The 4,026-nt window shown below is 66.0% G+C and carries 3 protein-coding genes and 1 pseudogene; 3 read left to right on the forward strand and 1 reads right to left on the reverse strand.

Translation table 11 applies throughout. The features are described from left to right. Positions 1-216 (reverse strand): annotated as a pseudogene (locus tag AB0J09_RS58380) (hydroxyacid dehydrogenase); the annotation flags it as partial. A gap of 248 nt (positions 217-464) precedes the next feature. Here AB0J09_RS58380 and AB0J09_RS58385 point away from each other — a divergent pair. Genes AB0J09_RS58385 through AB0J09_RS58395 form a run of 3 tightly spaced genes read left to right on the forward strand, consistent with a single transcriptional unit; the run spans position 465 to position 3,906 of the window. Further along, positions 465-1,451 (forward strand): ABC transporter permease subunit, encoded by a 987-nt coding sequence (locus tag AB0J09_RS58385; protein ID WP_360711826.1) that lies wholly within the window; start codon positions 465-467, stop codon positions 1,449-1,451. Further along, a complete protein-coding gene (locus AB0J09_RS58390) occupies positions 1,448-2,314 on the forward strand; it encodes a carbohydrate ABC transporter permease (protein WP_360711829.1) in 867 nt (288 codons plus the stop codon). The genes AB0J09_RS58385 and AB0J09_RS58390 overlap by 4 nt, the downstream gene beginning before the upstream one ends. Before the next feature lie 29 nt (positions 2,315-2,343). Next, entirely contained in the window at positions 2,344-3,906 is a 1,563-nt protein-coding gene (locus AB0J09_RS58395) for an ABC transporter substrate-binding protein (RefSeq protein WP_360711831.1), read from the forward strand. Positions 3,907-4,026 lie beyond the last annotated feature (120 nt).

Here is a 4,026-nt window from a genome sequence, read left to right on the forward strand (position 1 = left end):
GGCGTCGAGCAGTGCCTCGTCGAGCGGCGGGCAGCCCCAGCCGGTGAGGAGGACCTCGGTGTCGGCCAGGGGCAGGCGCGGGTCGTCGAAGTGCTCGGCCACCAGGGCGACGTCGATGTCGGCCAGCGTGTCCAGCCGCCGCAGCAAGGGCGCGGGGAAGAGCAGGGCGAGATGTTCCTCGCTCATGGCGAACAGCGCCTTCGGGCGTGTGGACACAGGGAAAGCCCTCCATTCGGATAGAGACCGGTTTCTAACCTAGAAGCACAGCTGCGCATGGTCAACGGCCAGTCTTGACTGATCTCGAACGAGCGCCCTACCAGGATTCCCAGGTTATCCGTGGTCGATGTGTAACGTCTCCGTAACGCAACCTTGAACGTGTCCGCCGCTCGGACATAGCGTTCGCAGCGACCGGTTTCTATCAACCTAGAGAGCCACCTGCTGCCGCCTCAGACGGGACTTCGGTGATGAGCACGCTACAGACCAGGCGAGAGCCTCAGACGGGACCGCCTTCCGGGCCGCCGGGCGGGCGCCGCGTCCGACGCGGGGCGGTCCGCACGAGCTGGACGATCGGGCTGCTCGCGCTGCCGGCGGTCGCCTTCTTCCTTGTCTTCAACTACCTGCCGATGGCCGGCCTGGTGGTGGCGTTCAAGCAGTTCGACGTCAACCTGGGGATCTTCGGCAGCCCGTGGAACGGGCTGGAGAACTTCGCCTACTTCCTGGAGTCCGGGGACGCGGCGCGGATCCTGTTCAACACCCTCTTCCTCAACATCCTGTTCCTGATCGCGACGCTGGCCGCCGGGATGATTCTGGCGATCATGCTGAACGAGATCCGCAGCACCTTCTTCAAGCGGGTCTCCCAGTCCGTCGTGTTCTTCCCCTACTTCGTCTCCCCGGTCGTGATCAGCATCATCCTGCAGGTGCTGCTGGCCGGGGCCTCCGGCGGGGGCGGGGCGGTCAACGACGCCCTCGGGGGCCTCGGGTTCCCCACGGTGGACTGGTACACGGAGCCGGGGCCGTGGCCGTGGATCCTCACGGTGGTGAAGATCTGGCAGCTCGGCGGCTACCTGAGCGTCATATTCCTCGCCGCGATCACCGGCATCCCCGAGGAGGTCTACGAGGCCGGGATGATCGACGGAGCCTCGCGGGCCCAGATGGCCTGGCGCATCACCCTCCCGCTGCTGAAGCCCACCGCGGCGGTCCTGCTGGTGCTGGGGGTCGGCCGCATCTTCTACGGCGACTTCGGCACCATCTACGCGATCGTCGGGGACAACGGCACCCTGTTCGACAGCACGGACGTCATCGACACCTACGTCTTCCGCGCCCTGCGCCAGCTCGGCGACTTCGGCACCACCGCCGCGGTCGGCCTGTTCCAGTCGGTGGTGGGTTTCGTCCTCGTGCTGATCGCGGTGCTGATCCAGCGCAAGTACTCGAAGGAGACCAGCATCCTATGAGCGCCAAGAAGCTGGAACCGTTCACCATCGTCAGCATCATCGGCGTCTCCTTCGCCGTGCTGGCCTGCGCGATCCCGTTCTGGATGATCATCTCGGGGTCGTTCACCAGCGAGTCCGAGCTGGCCACCACCGGGTACAGCCTGTTCCCCGCGGCCTTCGACCTCACCGCCTACAAGATGATCTTCACGGGTCCGGCGGTGCTCGACGCCTACTTCGCCAGCGTCTTCATCACAGTCGTGGGCACGGCCCTGTCCGTGGCGGTGACCTCGGGGCTGAGCTGGGTGATCGCCCGCCGGCTGCCCGGCATCAGCCGGCCGCTGACCGTCTTCTCGTACCTGCCGATGTTGTTCTCCGGCGGCCTGGTGCCCCTCTATCTGCTGGTCACGCAGTACCTGAACTTGCAGAACAGCTACTTCTCGGTGATCCTGCCGCTGCTGGTCATGCCGTTCCTGGTCTTCGTCCAGGTCAGCGCCTTCCGCCAGCTGCCGGAGTCGATCTTCGAGTCGGCCAAGATCGACGGTGCCGGTGAGCTGCGCATCTTCTTCACGATCGCGATTCCGCTGTCCAAGCCGATCCTCGCCGTCGTCGGCCTCTTCTACGCCGTGCACTACTGGAACGACTGGTTCATGGCGCTGCTGTTCATCGACGACGTGCACAAGTTCCCGCTCCCGCTCGTGCTGCAGAACCTCATCTCCAACATCTCGTTCACGCAGATGCTGCCGCAGCTGGCCGAGGCGGCCACCCCCGTCTACCAGCTCCGGCTGGCTCTCACTGCCGTCACCATCGGCCCGATCCTGCTCGCCTACCCCTTCGCCCAGCGCTACTTCGTCAAGGGCATCACCCTCGGCGCCACCAAGGGCTGAGCCCGCTCCCCCCACCTCCTGGAGTTACCGTGTCCAACCCCATGATGTCGCGGCGAGGCCTGCTGGCCGCCGGCGGCCTGTCCATCGCCGCTCTCCTCGCGGCCTGCTCCGACGACTCCTCGAAGCCGGCCGCCGGCGGCCAGAGCAGTGGGCCGCTCACGATGAGCATGCTGCTGCCCGGCGACGTGCCGGCCGGATGGGACGCCATCCTGGCCGAGGTCAACAAGAAGCTCCAGGCGGACCTGGGCTTCACCATCAAGCCGCAGTTCATCCCGTGGACCAACTACGGCCAGCAGGCGCTGCTGAAGTTCACCGCGAGGGAGAAGTTCGACACCGCGCTGCAGGCGCGCTGGCTCAACATGACCCAGCTCGCGGCCGGCGGCTCGATCGTCGAGCTGAGCAGCCTGCTGTCCAGCGGCAAGTACCCCAACCTGGCCGCCACGATCGACCCGAAGATCATCGAGTTGAACCGGTGGAGCGGCAAGCTCTACGGCCTGCCCCAGATCAACTCGGTCGCCCGCTTCCACCACTTCAGCATCCGCCAGGACCTGGCCGAGAAGTACGGCATGAGCGACATAACGGACTTCGCCGGGCTGGAGAAGTTCTGGTACGACGTCAAGCAGAAGAACAAGGACATCACCCCGATCGGGCTCAACTCCCGGCTGCCCAAGCTGCTGGTGGCCTGGAACCCGGTCGGCTGGCTCAACCCCTACATGTGGGAGAACCCCCACATGAGCCTCGCCTCCTTCACCGGCGAGTCGCTCAACTTCGTCCTGGCCGCCGACGGCAAGCAGACCGGCTCGTCCAACCCGATCCCGTTCTGGGAGGCCCCGGGCATGGTGGACGCCCTGCGCTTGGTCCGTAAGTACTACCAGGACGGGCTGTTCAACAAGAACGCCCTCACCCTGGACTCGAAGGCGCTGGACTCCCAGTTCAAGGCCGGCCGCGTCGCCACCGCCTGGGCCATGACCGACGGCCTGTCCTCCGCGGCCCTGCCTGAGCTGACCAAGAACGTGCCCGGGGCGATGATCGCGAACGTGATGCCGCTCAAGGGCGGCGCGAACGCCAAGCCGTACCAGACCTTCCAGAGCGACAACTTCGTCGTGCTCAACGCCAAGGGCCAGAGCAACGAGAAGGCCATGCAACTGCAGGACTGGGTCTCGATCAAGGAGAACCACGACCTGCTCAACTACGGCATCCCCGGCAAGGACTGGAACCCCATCGGCGACGACAAGTACGAGAAGGTGTCCACCTACACCTTCCCCGGCTTCGCCCTCGCCTGGCGGGCCAAGCTGGAGCGCCGGGTCAAGGACATGACCGAGTCCGAGACCAAGTGGTTCGACTGGGCACAGGACATCGACAACTTCACCGTCGACCCTTACGCCAGCTTCGTCCCCGACCCGGAGCCGATCAAGCGGGAGAACGCCCAGATCACCGCTGCCATGACGCAGTTCGCCAATCCGCTGTTCATCGGCGCGGTGGACGTCGACCAGGGCCTGGACAAGCTGAAGAAGGCGCTGGACAGGGCGGGCCTGGCCAAGGTCCAGGCGGAGATGGCCAAGCAGGCCGACGCCTACCTGAAGGGCCAGTGACGATGGCGCATCACATCAGCCGGAGGACCGTGCTGGCGTCCTCCGGCGCGCTGGCCGCCGCCACGTGGTTATGGACCGGCGAGGCGGCCGCCGCGACGCCGCGCCGCGAGCGAGGCCGAC

The sequence above is a fragment of the Nonomuraea sp. NPDC049784 genome, from assembly GCF_040659615.1.
GTDB lineage: Bacteria > Actinomycetota > Actinomycetes > Streptosporangiales > Streptosporangiaceae > Nonomuraea.